Annotated in this window: 20 protein-coding genes; 9 read left to right on the top strand and 11 right to left on the bottom strand. The window is 70.5% G+C overall.

All coding sequences use genetic code 11. The annotated features are described in order from the left end of the window. Positions 1-6: 6 nt before the first annotated feature. Together ACWEGE_RS23670 and ilvA are read right to left on the bottom strand one after the other, a co-directional pair. Positions 7-576 (bottom strand): NADAR family protein, encoded by a 570-nt coding sequence (locus ACWEGE_RS23670; RefSeq protein ID WP_449662612.1) that lies wholly within the window; start codon positions 574-576, stop codon positions 7-9. A gap of 20 nt (positions 577-596) precedes the next feature. After that, positions 597-1,853, bottom strand: coding sequence for a threonine ammonia-lyase IlvA (ilvA, locus tag ACWEGE_RS23665; protein WP_449662611.1), 1,257 nt, complete (start codon positions 1,851-1,853; stop codon positions 597-599). Between the two features lie 88 nt (positions 1,854-1,941). Here ilvA and ACWEGE_RS23660 point away from each other — a divergent pair, with 88 nt between their 5' ends. Both ACWEGE_RS23660 and ACWEGE_RS23655 read left to right on the top strand, forming a co-directional pair. Then, complete coding sequence (locus tag ACWEGE_RS23660; RefSeq protein ID WP_449662610.1) at positions 1,942-2,433, top strand: SigE family RNA polymerase sigma factor; 492 nt, start codon at positions 1,942-1,944, stop codon at positions 2,431-2,433. Continuing rightward, positions 2,430-3,422: a hypothetical protein gene (locus ACWEGE_RS23655; RefSeq protein WP_449662609.1), complete on the top strand. Its 993-nt coding sequence runs from the start codon at positions 2,430-2,432 to the stop codon at positions 3,420-3,422. The genes ACWEGE_RS23660 and ACWEGE_RS23655 overlap by 4 nt, the downstream gene beginning before the upstream one ends. Here the strand turns inward: ACWEGE_RS23655 and ACWEGE_RS23650 are convergent, their stop codons facing one another. Next, positions 3,423-4,847 carry a short-chain fatty acyl-CoA regulator family protein gene (locus ACWEGE_RS23650; protein ID WP_449662608.1) on the bottom strand — a complete coding sequence of 475 codons (1,425 nt, stop codon included), beginning with the start codon at positions 4,845-4,847 and terminating at the stop codon, positions 3,423-3,425. 228 nt (positions 4,848-5,075) lie between these two features. Between ACWEGE_RS23650 and aceA the strand changes: the two genes are divergently transcribed. Next, on the top strand, positions 5,076-6,356 hold the full coding sequence (aceA, locus tag ACWEGE_RS23645) for an isocitrate lyase (RefSeq protein ID WP_449662607.1): 1,281 nt from the start codon (positions 5,076-5,078) through the stop codon (positions 6,354-6,356). 96 nt (positions 6,357-6,452) lie between these two features. Beyond that, complete coding sequence (gene aceB, locus ACWEGE_RS23640; protein ID WP_449662606.1) at positions 6,453-8,060, top strand: malate synthase A; 1,608 nt, start codon at positions 6,453-6,455, stop codon at positions 8,058-8,060. A 121-nt stretch (positions 8,061-8,181) separates the two neighbouring features. Here the strand turns inward: aceB and ACWEGE_RS23635 are convergent, their stop codons facing one another. Then, on the bottom strand, positions 8,182-8,865 hold the full coding sequence (locus ACWEGE_RS23635; protein WP_449662605.1) for a hypothetical protein: 684 nt from the start codon (positions 8,863-8,865) through the stop codon (positions 8,182-8,184). 79 nt (positions 8,866-8,944) lie between these two features. Further along, a complete protein-coding gene (locus ACWEGE_RS23630; protein WP_449662604.1) occupies positions 8,945-9,478 on the bottom strand; it encodes a TetR/AcrR family transcriptional regulator in 534 nt (177 codons plus the stop codon). Positions 9,479-9,568: 90 nt separating this feature from the next. Between ACWEGE_RS23630 and ACWEGE_RS23625 the strand changes: the two genes are divergently transcribed. Then, complete coding sequence (locus tag ACWEGE_RS23625; protein ID WP_449662603.1) at positions 9,569-10,027, top strand: DUF1348 family protein; 459 nt, start codon at positions 9,569-9,571, stop codon at positions 10,025-10,027. Here the strand turns inward: ACWEGE_RS23625 and ACWEGE_RS23620 are convergent. After that, a complete protein-coding gene (locus ACWEGE_RS23620) occupies positions 10,024-10,437 on the bottom strand; it encodes a hypothetical protein (RefSeq protein ID WP_449662602.1) in 414 nt (137 codons plus the stop codon). The two genes, ACWEGE_RS23625 and ACWEGE_RS23620, sit on opposite strands and share 4 nt — an antisense overlap. Before the next feature lie 142 nt (positions 10,438-10,579). Between ACWEGE_RS23620 and ACWEGE_RS23615 the strand changes: the two genes are divergently transcribed. The 3 genes from ACWEGE_RS23615 to ACWEGE_RS23605 all read left to right on the top strand — a co-directional run bounded on the left by ACWEGE_RS23615 (position 10,580) and on the right by ACWEGE_RS23605 (position 11,396). Continuing rightward, complete coding sequence (locus ACWEGE_RS23615; protein WP_449662601.1) at positions 10,580-11,014, top strand: hypothetical protein; 435 nt, start codon at positions 10,580-10,582, stop codon at positions 11,012-11,014. Continuing rightward, positions 11,011-11,139, top strand: coding sequence for a hypothetical protein (locus ACWEGE_RS23610; RefSeq protein ID WP_449662600.1), 129 nt, complete (start codon positions 11,011-11,013; stop codon positions 11,137-11,139). Before ACWEGE_RS23615 ends, ACWEGE_RS23610 begins: the two co-directional genes overlap by 4 nt. A 128-nt stretch (positions 11,140-11,267) precedes the next feature. Further along, on the top strand, positions 11,268-11,396 hold the full coding sequence (locus ACWEGE_RS23605; RefSeq protein ID WP_449662599.1) for a hypothetical protein: 129 nt from the start codon (positions 11,268-11,270) through the stop codon (positions 11,394-11,396). Positions 11,397-11,408: 12 nt separating this feature from the next. Here the strand turns inward: ACWEGE_RS23605 and ACWEGE_RS23600 are convergent, their stop codons facing one another. Next, the gene (locus ACWEGE_RS23600) at positions 11,409-12,686 is read right to left on the bottom strand and encodes a glycosyltransferase family 4 protein (RefSeq protein WP_449662598.1); all 1,278 of its coding nucleotides are present in this window, start codon (positions 12,684-12,686) and stop codon (positions 11,409-11,411) included. Positions 12,687-12,798: 112 nt separating this feature from the next. On the opposite strand from ACWEGE_RS23600, the gene ACWEGE_RS23595 reads away from it, so the two are divergent. Beyond that, positions 12,799-14,562, top strand: a complete 1,764-nt coding sequence (locus ACWEGE_RS23595) for a glycoside hydrolase family 2 protein (RefSeq protein ID WP_449662597.1) — start codon at positions 12,799-12,801, stop codon at positions 14,560-14,562. Between the two features lie 76 nt (positions 14,563-14,638). Here ACWEGE_RS23595 and ACWEGE_RS23590 read toward each other — a convergent pair whose 3' ends face one another. From ACWEGE_RS23590 to ACWEGE_RS23575, 4 genes are all read right to left on the bottom strand, one after another. Next, positions 14,639-14,857 (bottom strand): hypothetical protein, encoded by a 219-nt coding sequence (locus ACWEGE_RS23590; RefSeq protein WP_449662596.1) that lies wholly within the window; start codon positions 14,855-14,857, stop codon positions 14,639-14,641. A 218-nt stretch (positions 14,858-15,075) separates the two neighbouring features. Next, the gene (locus ACWEGE_RS23585) at positions 15,076-15,564 is read right to left on the bottom strand and encodes a glutathione peroxidase (protein WP_449662595.1); all 489 of its coding nucleotides are present in this window, start codon (positions 15,562-15,564) and stop codon (positions 15,076-15,078) included. A gap of 11 nt (positions 15,565-15,575) precedes the next feature. Further along, positions 15,576-17,081: a 1,4-alpha-glucan branching protein domain-containing protein gene (locus ACWEGE_RS23580; RefSeq protein ID WP_449662594.1), complete on the bottom strand. Its 1,506-nt coding sequence runs from the start codon at positions 17,079-17,081 to the stop codon at positions 15,576-15,578. Beyond that, the gene (locus ACWEGE_RS23575; protein ID WP_449662593.1) at positions 17,078-17,851 is read right to left on the bottom strand and encodes a class I SAM-dependent methyltransferase; all 774 of its coding nucleotides are present in this window, start codon (positions 17,849-17,851) and stop codon (positions 17,078-17,080) included. The genes ACWEGE_RS23580 and ACWEGE_RS23575 overlap by 4 nt, the downstream gene beginning before the upstream one ends. Positions 17,852-17,900 lie beyond the last annotated feature (49 nt).

The raw sequence follows: 17,900 nt of genomic DNA, 5'->3' as shown, positions 1-17,900 counted from the left end.
GGTGACTCAGACGCGGGCCCGCAGCTGGTCGCGGACCTCCATCAGCGCGAAGCCGAGCAGGTTCAGCCCGCGCCAGTAGTCCGGCTTGGTCGCGTTCTTCTCCTCGCGCGCGAGGCCGGTGCCCCAGACGAGGTCCTTCTTGGACGCCTCGACGAGCACCGCGTCCCCGGTCCCGAGCAGGAACCGGCGCAGGTCCCGGTGGGCGCCGAACTTGGCCAGGTTCCCGTCGACGACGATGTCGAACCGGTGCCGCTCCCAAGTGGCGGCGTCGAAGCCGGCGACCTCGCGGCCGAGCACCTTCGCCGTCTTCGGGTCGGGCGTCGATCGGATCAGCTCGGCCTTCTCGACGTCGCCGAACAACAGCGCCTTGCCGGCCATCATGTAGTGCTCGGCGGTCGGGTAGACGACGCCGTCGGCCTCGAACGGGTCGGCCCACCACTGGCTCAGGCAGCTCGCCGTCACCCGCCCGGACTTCGAGGGCGTGTGCCCGTAGAACAGCAGGTATTCGGGCTCGGCACCCTCGTGGACTTTTTCGCGCAACGCCTCGACACTGCGGACACCGTCGACCTTCACCATCCGCCTAGTGGACCACGCGCTCAGAGCAGGAAGTGGAACAGGGGGCTGCCCGGCTCGATCCGCTCGACCTGCAGCGGGCTCGCGTCCATCCGGGCCAGCAGCCCGGGCAGGTCGGCCGACCGGGCGATTTCGATGCCGACCAGCGCGGGACCCATCTCGCGGTTCGTGCGCTTGACGTACTCGAAGCGCGTGATGTCGTCTTCGGGCCCGAGCACCTGCTCGAGGAACCGCCGCAGCGCGCCCGGCTCCTGCGGGAACCCGACGAGGAAGTAGTGCTTCAGCCCTTCGTGCATCAGCGAGCGTTCGAGGATCTCGCTGTAGCGGCTGACGTCGTTGTTGCCGCCGGAGACCAGGCAGACGACGGTCTGGCCGGGCTCGACGTCGACGACCGTGCCGAGCGACGCCGCGGCGAGCGCGCCCGCGGGTTCGGCGATGATCCCGTCGGACTGGTACATCGCGAGCATCTCGGTGCACACCGCGCCCTCGGCGACCGCGGTCAGCTCGGCGCCGCTCTCGCGGACCAGGGGATAGGTGACCGCGCCGGCCTCCCGCACGGCGGCGCCGTCGACGAAGGAGTCGAGCGACGGCAGCCGCACCGGGTGCCCGGCCTCCAGGGCAGCGGACATGCAGGCCGCCCCCGCGGGTTCGACGCCGACGATCCGGACGTCCGGGTGCCGCTCGCGCAGCCAGCTGCCGACCCCGGCGAGCAGCCCGCCGCCGCCGACGGGCACGACCACCACGTCGGGGACGAAGCCGAGCTGCTCGACCACCTCGAGGGCGACCGTGCCCTGGCCGGCGACGGTGCGGACGTCGTCGAACGCGGGCACGAGGGTCGCGCCCGTGCGCTGGGCGTCTTCGTTGGCCGCGGCGAAGGCGTCTTCGTACGTTTCGCCGACCACGATGACCTCGATGTGCGCGCCGCCGAGCGTCGCGATGCGTTCGCGCTTCTGCCGCGGCGTGGTCCCGGGGACGAACACGCGGCCGGTGGCGCCGAGCCGCCGGCACGCGTACGCCACGCCCTGGGCGTGGTTGCCTGCGCTGGCGCAGACGACGCCCCGGGCGCGGACGTCCTCGTCGAGCTGGACGATGAAGTTGTAGGCGCCGCGGATCTTGTACGACCGGACGGTCTGCAGGTCCTCGCGCTTCACCCAGACCTGCGCGTCCACCCGGGACGACAGCCGGGCGCTCGGCTCCAGCGGCGTCCGGGTCACCACCCCGGCCAGCCGCTCGGCGGCCTTCTCGATCGTCGCCGCGGTCACCGTGTCGATGTCGTGCACCCCGGTGAATCTACGACTCGCGCGCACCGGGCAACCGCGCGGGCCTCCGGGCGCATCAAAGGGGTGACGAACGAAATGGGGGGCGCCGATGGACGCCGGATTCACCGAGTACGTGACCGCGCGGGCGGCGTGGCTGCGCAAGGTCGCGTACTTGCTCTGCGGCGACTGGCACCGGGCCGACGACCTGGTCCAGTCGGCGATCACCCGGCTCTACGCGAACTGGCCGCGGGCCTCCCGCGCCGGCAACCTCGACGGCTACGCACGTCGCACGCTGGTCAACACGTTCCTGGCCGAACAGCGGACGTCGTGGTGGCGGCGAGTGGATTTGCGCGAAAAAGACCACGACCCGCCCGCGCCCGGCGCGGACGTCGAACTGGCCCTGGACCTGCGGGCGGCGCTGGAGCGGCTGCCGGCCCGCCAGCGCGCGACCGTCGTCCTGCGCTACTTCTGCGACCTCCCGGTCGCGGAGACCGCGCGGGCGCTGGGCTGCTCCGAGGGCACCGTCAAGAGCCAGACCGCCAAAGCCGTGGACGCGCTTCGCGAGCTGCTGCGCGAACCGATCCGGGAGGGACGAGCATGACCGACCACGAGCTGGCCACCAAGCTGAAGGAACTGGCCGAGACGCCCGCCCCGCCGCCGCGGATCGACCTCGACCGCGCGCGCCGGATCGGGGGACGCCGTCGCCGGGTGCGGACCACCGCGCTGGTCGTCGGCTGCGCCGCCGTCGTGACGGCCGGCGGCTTGACGGCGGTGTCGCTTTTCCGGCCGGTCCCGCCGCCGGCGATCGCGCCCGCGGCGTCCGCGCCGGCGTCGGCCACGCCCACGCCCGTCACTCCGGTGCCGGTCGACAACCCGATGGTGGCGAAGGCGAACTTCGGCTGGCTGCCGGAGCAGATCAAGGGCATCGAGTACGCGGTCGGCGCGCACGGCGACACGACGCTGGCCATCGGCCGCGGGGAGCTGCCGCCGATGATCTGGTTGTCGGTTTACGACCGGGAGCCGCCCGTGCCCCCCGGCCTGGGCGGACAGCCGTCGCGGATCCCCGTCCGGATCGGCGCCCAGGACGGCTACTGGCTCACGACCGCCGCGAACGACCCGCTGAACCGCGGCGACAGCTACCTGCGCTGGCGGGCAGGGGACGGCCGGTGGGCCCAGCTGCACGCCTACTACCTCACGGGCCCGGACCGGCAGCAGGTGCTGACTCGGGTGGCCGGCGACGTCACGTTCGGGATCCGGCCCGTCCCGCTGCCGCTGCGCATCACGAGCCTGCCGGGCACGTTCTCCCTCAGCGACGGCTACCTGAACCGCCGTCAGGACCAGGACGGCGTTCCGTGGCGGCTGGTGCTGCAGTACACGTCGGAGGGCGGGCTGGCGACGATCAACGTCGCACCCCCCGGCGCCCCCACCGACGGCCTCGGCAAACCGGAGTGCGTGACGAAGAACGGCCTGAAGGCCTGCGTCTCGTTCAACCAGACGAAGATCGGGGGCGTCACCGCGAAGGAACTGCTGAGCCGGATCACCCTGCTCGGCATGGACGAGACGAAGTGGACGACGCACGTCGTCGGGTGATCAGCCCTTGGGCACCGCCGGGTAGGGGACGAACGTGCTGGTGTTCTCGTCCACGGTGAGCTGCTTGCCGATCGTCGGGAAGGCGCGCTGCGAGCAGGCCGGCCGTTCGCAGACTTTGCAGCCCATCCCGATGGGCGTCGCGGCGGCCGGCTCGTCCAGGTCGAGGCCGGTCGAATAGACCAGCCGTCCGGCGTGGCGCAGTTCGCACCCCAGCCCGACCGTGAAGGTCTTGCCCGGGCTGCCGTAGCCGCCGATGTTGCGCGACACCGTGCGCGCGATCCAGAAGTAGCTCTTGCCGTCGGGCAGGGTGGCGATCTGGGTGAGGATCTTGCCCGGCTGGGTGAAGGCCTCGTAGATGTTCCACAGCGGACACGCCCCGCCGACCCGGGAGAAGTGGAACCCGGCCGCCGACTGCCGCTTCGACATGTTCCCGGCCCGGTCGACCCGCACGAAGGAGAACGGCACGCCCCGTTGCTTCGGCCGCTGCAAAGTCGACAACCGGTGGCACACGGTCTCGAAGCCGACGCCGTAGTGGTCGCAGAGCCGTTCGATGTCGTAGCGGAACCGCTCGGCCGCGGCCAGGAACGGCCCGTAGGGGAGGATCAGCGCCCCGGCGAAGTAGTTCGCCAGGCCGACCCGGGCCAGCGACCGGGCGGCCGGGCCGGAGAACGCCCACGAGTCGGCCAGCTCGGTGATGAGGTCGTCGTACTCGAGCAGCGCGATCTGCGAAGCCATCCGGAACGCCTGCTGCCCGACCCGCAGGCTGGGCGCCAGCCGCAGCACCCGCGTCACCGGCTCGTAGCGGTGCTGCTGACCGGCGCCTTCGTCGATGCCCTCGCTGGTCACCTCGACGCCGTAGCGCTGGGAGAGGCGGTCCTTCAGCGCGCCCAGCACCTGCCCGCGCAGCAGCGGGATGTCCGCGGCCATCTTCTCGGCGCGTTCGTCCAGTTCCGCGACATAGTTCTCGCGCTCGTAGAAGAAGTCGCGGACCTCCTCGTGCGGCAGCGGCGCGGCGGCGCTGCCGTGCAGGCCCAGACCGTTTTCCGTGGTCAGGGCGGCGGTGCTCTCGACGGCGTTGCGGTAGCTGCGGTGCAGCTTGACCAGCGCCTGCGCGATCGCCGGGAGGTTCGTCGCCAGGTCGTTGAGCTCGCTGGTCGTGACGTCCACGCCGAGGACCTCGTCCAGCAGGGCTTCCTTGACGTCGGCGACCAGGCGGGAGGTGTCGTTGTTGGCGAAGAACTCGGTGTCGACGCCGAACGCCTGCGTGATCCGCAGCAGGACCGGCACGGTCAGCGGGCGCGAGTTGTGCTCGATCTGGTTGAGGTAGCTGGGTGAGATCTCCAGCACACGGGCGAGGTCGGCCTGGCTCATCGAGCGGCTTTCGCGGAGGTGTCGCAGCCGCGCGCCGGCGAAAGTCTTCTCCATTCGTGCCCTCCTTTCCGGAAGGTTTCCGGTCCTGAACGGTTACGTGAACGGTCAAGAACGCGGATTTTCGATCACTTGCGAACCGGCCGATTCGCAACCTTTGCAAAGAGCGTACGGACCCTTCGCACAAATTGGCAAATTGGACAACTGGACCTCGTTTTCGCTGGCGTGTCAGGGTCAGGCCAAGCAAGGCGAGCAATCGCAAACTTCGCAACACCGGGAGTACCGATGACGGAACAGGCCAAGCAGGCGGCCGCGGAGCTGGCCGCGCAGTGGGCGAACGACCCCCGCTGGGCGGGCGTGCAGCGCTCCTACTCGGCCGAAGACGTGGTCAAGCTGCGCGGCAGCGTCGTCGAGGAGCACACGCTGGCCCGCCGTGGCGCGGAGAAGCTGTGGGACCTGCTGCACACCGAGGACTACATCCACGCGCTCGGCGCGCTCACCGGCAACCAGGCCGTCCAGCAGGTCCGCGCGGGCCTGCAGGCGATCTACCTGTCCGGCTGGCAGGTCGCGGCCGACGCCAACCTGTCCGGCCAGACCTACCCGGACCAGAGCCTGTACCCGGCCAACTCGGTGCCGGCCGTGGTCCGCCGGATCAACAACGCGCTGGGCCGCGCCGACCAGATCAGCTGGGCCGAGGGCAACACCGACATCGACTGGTACGCCCCGATCGTTGCCGACGCCGAAGCCGGCTTCGGCGGCCCGCTCAACGCGTTCGAGCTGATGAAGGGCATGATCGCGGCCGGCGCCGCGGGCGTGCACTGGGAGGACCAGCTCGCGTCGGAGAAGAAGTGTGGTCACCTCGGCGGCAAGGTGCTGATCCCGACCAAGCAGCACGAGCGCACGCTGAACGCCGCCCGCCTGGCGTCCGACGTGCTGAACGTGCCGACCCTCGTCGTCGCCCGCACCGACGCGCAGGCCGCGACGCTGCTGACCAGCGACGTCGACGAGCGCGACCAGCAGTTCCTCACCGGCGGCCGCACCGCCGAGGGCTTCTACGAGGTCCGCAACGGCATCGAGCCCTGCATCGAGCGCGGCCTGGCCTACGCCCAGTACGCCGACCTGCTCTGGATGGAGACCTCCGAGCCGGACCTCGAGGTGGCGCGCAAGTACGCCGAGGCGATCAAGGCGAAGTTCCCGGACCAGATGCTGGCCTACAACTGCTCGCCGTCGTTCAACTGGAAGAAGCACCTGGACGACGCCACGATCGCGAAGTTCCAGCGCGAGCTCGGCCACATGGGCTACAAGTTCCAGTTCATCACGCTGGCCGGCTTCCACGCGCTGAACTACTCGATGTTCGACCTGGCGCACGGCTATGCCCGCGAGGGCATGACCGCCTACGTCGACCTGCAGGAGCGCGAGTTCGCTTCGGAGAGCCGCGGCTACACCGCGACCAAGCACCAGCGCGAGGTCGGCACCGGCTACTTCGACAACGTCGCGACGGCGCTGAACCCGGAGAGCTCGACCACCGCGCTCAAGGGCTCCACCGAAGAAGCCCAGTTCCACTGATCCCGGCCGCGGCCCGACGACGGCAACCCCCACCGTCGCCGGGCCGCGACCTTCCCCCTTCTTTCCTTCCCTGCCCACAGCTCGCGGAGGCACCCCATGGTTGATCGGCTGAACTACCGCATCGAGGTCACCGGCCCGGTCGAGGGCCGGTTCGCGGAGATCCTGACCCCGGCGGCACTCGACTTCCTGGCCAAGCTGGACAACACGTTCGCCGGCCGCCGTCGCGAGCTGCTCGACGCCCGCCGCACGCGGCGCGAGGAACTGCAGTCCGGCGAGAAGCCGCTCGGCTTCCTGCCCGAGACCCGCCGGATCCGCGACGACGAGTCGTGGCACGTCGCCCCGACCGCGCCCGGTCTGGAGGACCGCCGCGTCGAGATCACCGGCCCGACCGACCGCAAGATGACGGTCAACGCGCTGAACTCCGGCGCCAAGGTCTGGCTGGCGGACTTCGAGGACGCGACGTCGCCGACGTGGCACAACGTCATCGACGGCCAGCTCAACCTCTTCGACGCGATCCGCCGCAACATCGACTTCACGACGGAAGCCGGCAAGCGCTACACGATCGGCGACGACCCGGCGACGATCGTCGCGCGGCCCCGCGGCTGGCACCTGGTCGAGAAGCACATCCGCATCGACGGCCGTCCCGTGTCGGCGAGCCTGGTCGACTTCGGGCTGTACTTCTTCCACAACGCGCGCCAGCTGCTCGCCCGCGGCGTCGGCCCGTACTTCTACCTGCCGAAGCTGGAGAACCACCTCGAAGCGCGCCTGTGGAACGACGTCTTCCTGCTGGCGCAGCGTGAACTGGGCATCCCGCGCGGCACCATCCGCGCCACCGTCCTGATCGAGACGATCACCGCCGCGTTCGAGATGGACGAAATCCTCTACGAGCTGCGCGAGCACGCCGCGGGTCTCAACGCCGGCCGCTGGGACTACATCTTCAGCCTGATCAAGAACTTCGCCGCGCACGGCGCCGACTTCGTGCTGCCGGACCGCGCGCAGGTCACGATGACCGTGCCGTTCATGCGGGCCTACACCGAGCTGCTCGTGCGCACCTGCCACCGGCGTGGCGCGCACGCCATCGGCGGCATGGCCGCGTTCATCCCGAGCAAGGACCCTTCGGTCAACGAAATCGCCGCCGAGAAGGTCCGTGCGGACAAGGAACGCGAGGCCGGCGACGGTTTCGACGGCTCCTGGGTCGCGCACCCCGGCCTGGTCCCGATCTGCCGCGAGGTCTTCGACGGCGTGCTCGGCGGCTGGCCGAACCAGCTCGGCAAGCTGCGCGACGACGTCCACGTCACCGCCGAGGACCTGCTCGACGTGGCCAGCGCCGGCGGCGAGGTCACCGAAGCGGGCGTGCGCGCGAACATCAACGTCGCGCTGCGGTACGTCGACGCGTGGCTGCGGGGCACCGGCGCGGCGGCGATCCACAACCTGATGGAGGACGCGGCCACCGCGGAGATCGCGCGCTGCCAGGTCTGGCAGTGGATCCGCAACGGCACGAAGCTCGAGGACGGCACGGCGCTGACCCGCGAGCTGGCGGTCGAATTCCTGGACGACGAACTCGCCTCGGTGCGCGCCGAGCTGGGCGAGAGCAACCGCCTCGACGACGCGTACGAGATCTTCACCGAAACCGCGCTGGGTGAGAAGCTGCCGAGCTTCCTCACCACGGGTGCCTACGCGCGGTACCTCACGGACGCCCGGTAGCAGGGGCCCCGGCCTCCCCTACCTGACGAGGGGAGGCCGGATTCCACACTGTTGGGATGGTGTGGGTCCGGACCGGTCCGGTGACGGCGGCTCCCCGTCACCGGACCGGTTCATTTTTCGTTCAGAGCAGGAAGACCCGCCGCGTCATGACGGTCGACGGCGGTTCGCAGCAGGTGAACCCGGTGATGCCGGGCAGCGCGGTGGTCGTGTCCCGCACGGTGAGCAGCCAGTGGATGGTCCGGACGGCATAGGCCGCGACCAGCAGCGCCATCACCGCCAAGAGGACCGTGGCGAGCACCTGGTAGTCCCGGATGGCGCCGATCCCGCCGTACCGCAGGACGAAGACGACCGAGCCGAGTGACGAAAAAACCGACCACAGCGTGAGGAACGCGGCGCCGACGAGCCCGGTTCGGCTGCCTTCGAGCCCGGCCGATTTGCCCCTTGGATTCGATACCTGGCCGACGGTATAGGCGATCGGCGCGCAGGCGGCGATGGCGACGTAGAGCGCCGACGCAACCGCGAAGGCCGTCGACGCCCCCGGCGCGATCGCCGTGTCGAGCTTGCCGGAGAAGGCGGCCAGCAGCGCGGCGAAGGCAGCGGTCAACGCCGTGAGGTTGCTGGCCCAGCTGTCGGTGAACTTCCACTGGGCGCCGCCGGGCAGTTCGGCGCCGCGTTCCTTGAACGCGAGCAACGCGAGGACGGCGGTCACGGCGACCGCCGCGACGAGCCCCGCGACCAGCCCGTGGCCGAAAACGCGCCAATCAGGGACCACCGGATCCGAGGCTGCCGCGACGAAGATCTTCATGGGACCGGCTCCTCTGCGCAGTCGCTGCTGGTGGCCGGTAGTCGGCTCCCGGCCGCGGGTCGTTACGCAGAGTCGTCCCTCACACGAGGGCTTTGAGCAGCACCTTCGCTGCTTCGCCGGCCGTGTCCGCCTCGCGCGGGTCGCCCGTGATGGCGGCGAGCACGGTCGCCCCCTCCATGAGCGAGAACAGCTGGTCAGCGGTGCTCTGGTCGGAAACCAGACCACGCAGGTAGGTGCGGACCTCGTCCTTGTGCTTCCGGATCGCGGCGGCGATGCCCGGGGCGGGCTCCCCGAACTCGCCGAAGGAGTTGATGAACGCGCAGCCGCGGAAGCCCGGCTCGGCGAACCAGTTCTTCAGCCAGGCGAACACGGCCAGGGGGTCGTCCCCGCGGGCGTGGACGAAATCGCGCAACGAGCCGCGCCAGCGTTCGTCGCGGCGCAGCAAATACGCCTCGACCAGGTCGTTCTTCGCCGGAAAGCACTGGTAGAGCCGCTTGAGCGAGACGCCGGAGCGTTCGCGGACGGCGTCCATCCCGACCGCTTGCACGCCGTGGGCGTAGAAGAGGTCCTCGGCGGCCTCCAGCAGGCGGTCGGTCGCCTCCGTGGAATCCATGTCACCTGCCCCTGGCGCTGAGAATGATCGTTCTCTAGTCTAGCTGGAGCAGTGGAGAACGCACGTTCTCCGCCTTTGGAAGGAGCTGTCATGACCCCACGCCCGCCGTTCCCGCCGTTCGACGAGGACACCGCCCGCCAGAAGGTCCAGGCCGCCGAAGACGCGTGGAACACCCGCGACCCGGAGCGCGTCTCGCTCGCGTACACCGAGGACTCGGTCTGGCGCAATCGCGACCAATACGTCGTCGGGCGCGCGGAGATCGTCAGGTTCCTCACCGCGAAGTGGGAGCGCGAACTCGACTACGCGCTGCGCAAGGAACTCTGGGGCTTCCGCGGCAACCGCATCGGTGTCCGGTTCCAGTACGAGTCCCGGACCGCCGAGGGGCAGTGGTTCCGCAGCTACGGCAACGAGCTCTGGGAGTTCAGCGACGAAGGCCTGATGCGCCGCCGCGAAGCGAGCATCAACGACGTGCCGATCGCCGAGGCCGACCGCCGCATCTTCGGCCGGCGGCCGGATTCGGAGCACGGCGTGCTGTTGCCGGTCTTCTAGGCGGCCGAGCCGTCCCCGGTCCGGGGAGCGCCGTGGGGGAGCACCTTCACCTGGCTGGGCCGGGGCTTCCCCAGGACTGTGAACCGGGCGGTCAAGGTTTCTCCCCCGCAGCGGACGGACACCGGATACGTGCCGGGTGCGACGGCGGCGACGGTGCTTTCGCCGAAAAACGCCCACGGCTGGTGTCCCTCGGCATTGCGGTCCAAGGGCGCGGTGATGCGCAGCGCCTTGGTCGTGACCGGGCCCACTTCGCTTTCGCACGCGACGGTGAGAGAGACCCGTTCGCCGGCGTGCCCGCTGGCGGCGGACAGTTTCAGCCAGGTGGGCAACGGTGCGGGTGTGGTGGTCTGCGCGGCGGCTGCCGGGGTGAGGGCGAGCAGGCCGGCCGCGGTGAGGGAGAGGATCTTCATGGTGACCTCACGGAGTGTGGTTCGTGTCTTTAAGGCGTTTGCGCAGGCCAGAGGGTTGCCGACCGAGACCCGACTGTGACGCTCGGGTCCGCCTTGAGCGGAACGGCGGCTGCTCGCCGGTCGTGGCGGGCAGCCTCGCACCATGACGACCTCGGCGTTCGGCGGCGACGTGAGCGAGTACTACCAGCGGCTGGCTGCTCGGCGCGGACTCCGACGTCGACGTGCTGACGGCCCTCCTCGGTCCGCGGTGACGGTGGCGCAGGCGTTGCACTGGATGGACCACGAGCGCCTGTTCGTGGCGGTCCGCCCGCTGCTGCGTCCCGGCGGCGGTGTCGCCGTGGTGACCAACGGCGAGCCGCTCTGGCTGCAGGACACGGCGTGGTCGGCCGCGCTGCGTGAGGTCGTCTCCGCTTACCTCGGCACCCCGCCGCACCGGACCTGCGGCACGGACGAAGCGAGCCAGGAGCGGTATGCGAAGGCCCTCGCCGCCGCCGGGTACGCGCTGGGTTCGGCAGCCGTCGAGTACACCGCGCCGCTGAGCGTCGACGAACTGGCCGGTGGCGTTTTTCGGCCATGAGCCCGGATCAGCTGCCTGAGCTGGACGAACGGCCGTCGTTCACCGAGCGCATCCGGGCGGCGGTCGCCCCGCACAGGCCGCTGCGGGAGCGCGTCCGGGTCCGGGTGCTGACCGGCACGAGGTGAACCGGACGAACCGATCACGGAAGGCGAATACGTATCGGCCCCTGCTGTTCCGCTTATTGTTTCCCCGGCAGGCGGCGCGGATGCTCGCTGCGAGGCGCCGATCGCGCCGCCGTTCCCGAGGAGTCCCCATGACCAGCAGGTTGAGAGCTGCCGTCGCCATTTTCTTCGTCGTGTTTTCGCTCGCGTTCGCCGTGGACGGAATCACGACCACGGCCGTCCAGGCCCGTCCGGACTGCTTCCGGCCCTGCCGGTTCTGAGGGCGCGGCTACCTAGACTTCCGGGATCTCGGCCGGGACCGGCTCGAAGGCGTTGCCGGTCGCGATCTTGGGCCGGGGCAGCTCGACCGGTTCGCCCGGCTTCGCCCGCCGGTAGACCTCTGCCGTCGCTTCGGCGATCCGGCCCCAGTCGAAGTCCGCGGCGAGCCGGGACTGCGCGGCCCGCGCCCGCTCGGCCGCGGCTTCGGCGTCGGAGAGCACGGTCGTCACCGCCGCGGCCAGCGCGCCGACGTCCCCGGGACTGAACGCCAGCCCGGTCTCGCCGTGCACGACGACCTCGCCGAGCCCGCCGGCCGTCGACGCGACCAGCGGCGCCTTCGCGGCCGCGGCCTCCAGGGCGACGATGCCGAATGGCTCGTACCGGCTAGGCAGCACCACGGCGTCGGCCGCGGCCAGCGCCGCGCGGAGGTCGCGGTCGGAGAGGTGCCCGACGAAGTCGACCGCGCGCCGCACCCGCAGCTTGCGCGACTGTTCGACCAGTTCGTCGAAGTGTCGTCCTTTTCCGGCAACGACCACTCGGGTGCCCGGGTGGCGGCGCCGGATGCGGGGGAGCGCGGCCAGGAGGTCCTGCACGCCCTTCTCCCACTCGAGTCGTCCGAAATAGAGCAAGAGCGGCGCACCGGCCGGGCTGTAGACCTCGCGGGCGTGGGCGATCTCGTCCGCGGGCACCTGCCAGCCGCGCTCCTCGATGCCGTTGTGGATCACCGTGATGTCGGCCGCCTCGACCTCGAAGAGGTGCGCGACCTCGCGGCGCATCGCCTGCGAGCAGGTGATCAGTGCGTCGGCACGGTTCGCGAGCCACCATTCGACCGAGTGAACCTGCTGGTTCAGCGGGTGCGACAGCCAGCCGGAGTGCCGCCCGGCCTCGGTCGCGTGGATCGTGCCGACCAGCGGCACCCGCGCGGCCTCGGCGATCGCGATGGCCGGGTGGGCGACCAGCCAGTCGTGCGCGTGGACGACGTCGGGCTGCCAGGTGCGCAGCAGGTCCTGCGCGGCGCGGATCATGGCGTGCCCCATGGCCAGCGTCCAGGCGACGAGGTCCCGTTCGAAGGTCACGTGCATCGGGTCCTCGGCGACCCGGATGATCCGCACGCCCTCGACGACCCGGTCGGTGCGCGGGTGCGTCCCGGCGTCGGTGCCCGCGGCGTGTCGGCAGAGCACCACGACCTCGTGGCCCTGGCGGGCGAGGTGGGTGGCGAGCGCGTGGACGTGCCGGGCCAGGCCCCCGATGGCCACGGGCGGGTACTCCCAGGACAGCATCAGCACTCGCATGCGCAGAGGTTACTCGCGAGTCGGAAGGCCTCGACGCGCCCGTGCTGGCGAAGTGTTCACATGTGATCTCGATCACTGGTGGTCGCGAGGATCTCTGCCACCATCGACCGGGATGACTTCTCCCGAGGACTCCGGCTGGCGCCGGCTCGACCCGTCCCTGCCGACCCCGTGGAGCGCCGACGTCGCTCCGGACAACGCCCTGCCCGAGTACCCGCGCCCGCAGCTGACGCGGCCTCGCTGGCTCAACCTCAACGGCGTCTGGGAGTACGCGGGCTGGCCGTCGTCACCGGACGAACCACGGCCGTCCGGCTACGCCGAACGCATCCTGGTCCCGTTCCCGCCGGAATCGGCGTTGTCCGGAATTCGACGACGCGACGAAGTCCTCTGGTACCGGCGCCTCTTCGACGTCCCCTCCGACTGGCGCGGGTCCCGCGTCCTCCTGCACTTCGGCGCGGTCGACCAGACGGCGAAGGTCTGGGTCAACAACCAGCTCGTCGCGACCCACGAGGGCGGGTACACAGCGTTCAGCGCGGACATCACCGACGTCCTGCGCGCGTCAGGGCCACAGGAGCTGACTGTCCGCGCCGAGGATCGAACCGACATCGAGCCCTTCCCGGTCGGCAAGCAGCGCAACGCGCCCGGTGGGATCTGCTACACGCCGTCGTCCGGAATCTGGCAAACGGTGTGGCTGGAGCCGGTCCCCGAGACGCGGATCGAGCGGCTGGACCTGACCCCGGACTTGACCGGCGTGACGGTGTTCCCGCAGGTCAATGGCGGCGGCGAGGCCGTTGTCGTCATTTCGGCAAACGGCGCCGAGGTGGCGCGGGCCTCGGGTGCGGCCGGGACGGCGGTGCGCGTGGACATCCCTTCGCCGCGCTTGTGGACACCCGACGACCCGCACCTCTATTCGCTGCGCGTCCAGCTGCTCGACGGGCGTGGTGCGGTTTCCGACGAGGTCGGCAGCTACGCCGGCCTGCGGACGATCGGCCTGCTCCCGGACGCGCAAGGGCGTCCGCGGATCGCGCTCAACGGCCGGCCCACCTTTCTGCACGGACCGCTCGACCAGGGCTATTGGCCGGACGGTATCTCGACCGCGCCCACCGACGAAGCCCTCCGGTTCGACCTCGAGAAGACGAAGGAGCTGGGCTTCAACTTCGTCCGGAAGCACGTCAAGGTCGAGCCGGCCCGCTGGTACTTCTGGGCCGACACGCTGGGCCTGGTCGTCTGGCAGGACATGCCGTCGCTGACCGTGTCGTTCGACGGCCCGCCCGGGATCGCGCCGGACCCGGTCCCGCGGGCGCGTGAGCGGTTCGAGGCGGAGCTGACCGAAATGGTGAAGCAGCTGCAGGCGGTCCCGTCGATCGTCGGCTGGGTCCCGTTCAACGAAGGCTGGGGCGAGTTCGACACCGCGCGTGTCGCGGAATCGGTCAAAGCCCTCGACCCGACACGGCTGGTGATCGCGAACAGCGGCGTCAACTGCTGCTTCTCCCGGCCGGACAGCGGCGCGGGCGACGTCTACGACGACCACACGTACGTCGGCCCGGGTACGCCGTCGGTCAGCGACGGCCGCGCGATCGTCGACGGCGAGTACGGTGGCCTCGGTCTGGTTCTGGACGACCACTGCTGGCCGGGTCCGCCGAACGCGTACGAGATGACGACGACGCGGGAGCGGCTCACCGAGCGTTATGCCGAGGTGAGCGCCGCTCTCGAGCGAGTGGTGGCGGAGCGCGGCTTGTCCGGCGCCGTCTACACCCAGACGACGGATGTCGAAAACGAGGTCAACGGGCTGCTCACCTACGACCGGCGGGTGGTCAAGGTGGACCCGGCGGTGGTCGCGAAGTGCGTGCGAGCGGTGATCGAAATGGGCTCGTCCTGATTTCGGCCGTACCATTCCGTGTGTCGCGAAATGCGTGAGGGTGCCGGGGCGGCGCCTGCCCCGGCACGGCTGGGACCTACAGGTACAGCCAGAGGTGCAGGCCCAGGATGTTGATGTGCCCGTGGTGATGGTGGTGGTGGTAGTAGTCGCCGCAGACCAGCAGGCAGTGGCGAGCCTGGACGTCCGCGCCGGATCGTGGCGCGGCCGACGCCGTGCCCACCGCGGGGCCGGCCAGGAGCAGCCCGAGTGCCACGGGAACCGCGGCCAGTGCGGCCCGGTGCTTGGTTGTGCTCATCGGTGATCCCTTCTCGCCCGAGACGGCGCCGGAATGGCGCCGGGAGAATTATTCGGTGCGGTCCAGGGAAAACGGCAGACTGGTCACCCGGAATTCGACCTTACGGCTCACGACAATCATTTTCGAGTACATTTGCGTGATACCCGAACGGTCGCTGTTTTCCGTCGATCCGGTGAAATCCGGCGGCGGGCGGGGGACCGGCGTCCCCCGCCGTGCTGTCACGCCGGCAGCGCGGCCTCGATGGCCTTGACGACCGCCTCGTCCTCGGGCTCGGTGCGCGGCCGGAACCGCGCCAGGACCTTGCCGTCGGCGCTGACGAGGAACTTCTCGAAGTTCCACTGGACGTCGCCCGCCGCGCCTTCGGCGTCCGCGGTCCCGGTCAGCTCGGCGTAGAGCGGGTGCCGCCCTTCGCCGTTGACGTCGATCTTCTCGAACAGCGGGAACGTGACACCGTAGGTCGTCGAGCAGAACGTCTGGATCTCGTCCGCGCTGCCGGGCTCCTGGCCGGCGAACTGGTTGCACGGGAACCCGACGACGGAGAAGCCCTGCTCGCCGAAGCGTTCCTGCAGCCGCTCGAGACCGGAGTACTGCGGGGTCAGGCCGCACTTCGAGGCGACGTTGACCACGAGCAGCGCCTTGCCGGCGAACTCGCCCAACGAGCTGTCCCGCCCGTCGAGGGTCTTGAGCGGAATTTCGTGGATCCCCATGAAGGTCCCTTTCAGTCGTGCTTCAGCGCCCGGGCATCGAGGTGCCCGAACGGTCCGTCGTCGGCGCGGTAGGCCGCGGCGAGCTCCCCGGCCCGCGCGCGTTCGCCGCGGCGCAGCAGCCCGGCCAGTGCGTCGAAGCGCTCGGTGTGGACCGCCGCGCGCCGACGGGCGTAGTCCGCCGCCGAGTCCTTGGTGACCATGAACGCCCAGTCGCTCTCCAGCGCCAGCATCGCCTCGGCGACGGCCTGGTCGGCGACGGTGTCACGCGCCGTCCGATCCAGCCCCCGGACCAGGTCGAGCAGCCGCTCCTGCAGCGCACTGTTGGCCGCGACCATGTCCTTGACCTGTTCGCCGTCCCAGACGCGCCAGTCCTTGCCCGATCCCCACGAGGACGCGGGCACGTCGATGGGCGCGCCGACGTGGCCGGCTTCCATCGCGCCCTTCAACGTCGTCACCCGCACGCCCGCCTCGGGCAGCGCGCGCAGCACGCCCTCCAGCCAGGCCGGTCCTTCGTGCCACCAATGTCCGAACAGCTCCGTGTCGTACGCGGTGACCACGAGCGCCTCGCGACCGTGTTGCCGCTTCAACGACCGCAGCCGCGTCACGACGGTGTCGACGAAATCCTTGACGTGCGTCCCCAGCACGTCGGCGGCGAGTGCCGGGTCGTACGGCGCCTTGTCCTGCGGCTCGACCGTCTTGCCGGTGACGCGTGCCGCCTTGAGTCCGACCTCGTGCTGCCAGGTGTGGAAGTCGCGGTAGGCGGCATGGCCGGGGTAGCCGGCCTTCGGCGACCAGACGCGGTAGGTGACCTCGAGGTCGCGGCCGAACGCGAGGACGTCGGAGCCGCCGACCGGCCGCGCGGCCCAGGTCTCGCCACGCAGCGACGGACCGTCGACCATGAACCGCCGCACGCCGGCGGCCGCGTAGTCGTTTTCCATACCAGGCGCGTAGCCGCACTCGGGCGCCCAAATGCCTTCGGGTCGGGTCCCGAGCCGCAGGGCGGTGTCGGCGAGACCGGCGTTCAGCGCGAACTCCCGCACCTGCGGGTCCAGCAGCGGCTGGAACGGGTGGGCGAGCGGTCCGCCGAGGAGCTCGATCGTCGAATTGTCGACCAGGGACCGCAGGACCGGGGAGAACCCGTGCCGCCACCGCGTCCCGAGCTCTTCGGCAGCGCGGACGGCGGCCCGGTGCTCGGCCGCGGCGAGCTCGCGCAGCAGGGGGTCGCCGCGCCACAGCGTCGCCGCGTGCTGGGCGCGCAGCTGCCAGTGGCCGAGCCAGTCGTGGAACGCGCGGATGCTGTACGGATCGTCGAGCTGAGCGGCGAGCACCGGCGTCACGCCCAGCGTCAGCACGTCTCGGCGGCCTTCGTCGGCGAAGCGCTCCAGAAGCTCGACCATCGGCAGGTAGGAGTGCGCCCACGCCTGGTAGAGCCACTCCTCGCCGACCGGCCAGGTCCCGTGGTGCGGCAACCAGGGCAGGTGGCTGTGCACGACGAGGCAGAAGGTGCCCTCGCTCATCGGCGCACCGCCACGGCGATCAGGTCGAGGCTGGCGTCGAGGTCGTCGCCGTGGATGTCGAACCCGGTGGCCTCGATCGCGGCGACGTCGGCGAGGAGTGTCTCGGGCCAGACGGCCTGGCCTGGCAGCTTGCCCATGACCACGTCGAGCTGGGCGTCGATGATCGAGCCGCCGTACCGCTCGTCGAGGGCCCGCACGGCCTCGCCGTGGTGCAGCCCGTGCAGGATCTCAACCTCGAAGCCGGCGTCGGTGAGCAGCCCGGCCAGCTCGGAGGGCGCCAGCTCGCGAGTGTGGAAGGGATTCAGCGGCGTGTCGCTGTCCGGGGTGAACGTCAGCCGGTTCGGCGTCGTGACCAGCAGTTTGCCGTTTTCCGGCAACACCCGCCGGCACTCGGCGAGGAACCCGGCCTGGTCCCACAGGTGCTCGATGACCTGAAAATTGGCCACGACGTCGACGGCGCCGTCCCGGACCGGGAGGAAGGCCAGGTTGGCCCGCGCGACGGCGACCTCGGGGTAGCGGCGGGCGACGTGCTCGGTGGTCGGGACGTCGTAGTCCAGCGCGAGTACCCGGCGGGCGGTGGTCGCGAGGAGGCTCGCGCCGTAGCCCTCACCGCAGCCGGCTTCGAGCACCGTCGCGCCTGCGCAGTGGGGGAGCAGGGCGGCGTACGCGGCTTCGTGGCGGCGGAACCAGTAGTTCTCCTCGGCGATGCCGGGGACGGTCCGTTCGCCGGTCAGGTGCAGCGCCTCGGCCCGGGTGGCTGGGGTGGTCACCTTCGCGACCATAGCGGGTGTCACGTCCGGTCCGGCTGGCTCGTTCCAC

This window comes from Amycolatopsis sp. NPDC004747 (assembly GCF_053601335.1).
The sequence above is the reverse complement of the archived record's forward strand: the minus strand, read 5'-3'. Positions and strand labels throughout refer to the sequence as shown.